This window comes from Marinobacterium weihaiense (assembly GCF_019061305.1).
GTDB lineage: Bacteria > Pseudomonadota > Gammaproteobacteria > Pseudomonadales > Balneatricaceae > Marinobacterium > Marinobacterium weihaiense.
The window spans coordinates 1-839 of the sequence record NZ_JAHQZT010000074.1 but is presented as its reverse complement, the minus strand read 5'-3'; the positions used below and the strand labels follow the sequence as shown (position 1 = coordinate 839).

Here is an 839-nt window from a genome sequence, read left to right as displayed (position 1 = left end):
CTAGGGAGTGTTCTCAATCATGTCAGCCATATCACCGTTGATACGAGATTGAGCATGGCGGTGTAGTGTTTCGCGACACGTTCATATCGTGTCGCGATACGACGGTAATGCTTGAACTTTTGGAAAGCGCGTTCAACCAAATTACGCTCTTTATACAGCGCCTTATCGTAATCCCGAGGGCTGCTCCGGTTCTTCCTGGGTGGGATCACCGGATTGGCACCACTGGCACAGATTGCGGCCACGAAGTTATCCGAGTCATACCCTTTGTCGGCTATCACAACGTCCGCTTCCAAGCCTTCAATCAACTGATTGGCCTGACCATATTCCGACGCTTGTCCGGGCGTTAATAGTACGCGAACTGGGTTACCCAACGCGTCGACAGCGAGGTGAATTTTGGTGCTCAGTCCTCCTCGCGACTTACCTTGTGCTTGTTCGTCGCGTTCTGTTTTTTTGAGGCCCCATGCTGATGGACCCGGACGATACTGCCATCGACCATCAGGTGTTCAAGGTCGGGATCGTCCGAGACGGCTTCCCAAATACGTGCCCATACGCCTTTGTGTGACCAGCGGTTATAGCGAACATAGACCCGGTGCCAGTGGCCAAAGGAGACCGGCAGGTCCCGCCAAGGCGCTCCTGTTCGAGCAATCCACAACACGGCTTCAACAAAAAGACGGTTATCTTTTGCGGTGACCCCACAGTCACTGGCCTTACCCGGAAGCAAGCCCTTGATCCGTTCCCACTGGTCATCTCTCAGTACTGTACGCTCACTCATTTACACTCCGAAGGCCCTGATGCAGTGACTATCGGTAGGAGTTTACACTAATTGAGAACGTCCCCTA

1 protein-coding gene is annotated in these 839 nt (G+C 53.2%); it reads right to left on the bottom strand.

Annotation, left to right across the window (positions count from 1 at the left end):
- Positions 1–17: 17 nt before the first annotated feature.
- Positions 18–772 (bottom strand): IS5 family transposase gene (locus KTN04_RS16635; RefSeq protein ID WP_407659279.1). Its coding sequence is split into 2 segments (ribosomal slippage): positions 18–431 and positions 434–772, totalling 753 coding nucleotides; the frame shifts between segments, so codons are not numbered across the junction.
- Between the last annotated feature and the right edge of the window lie 67 nt (positions 773–839).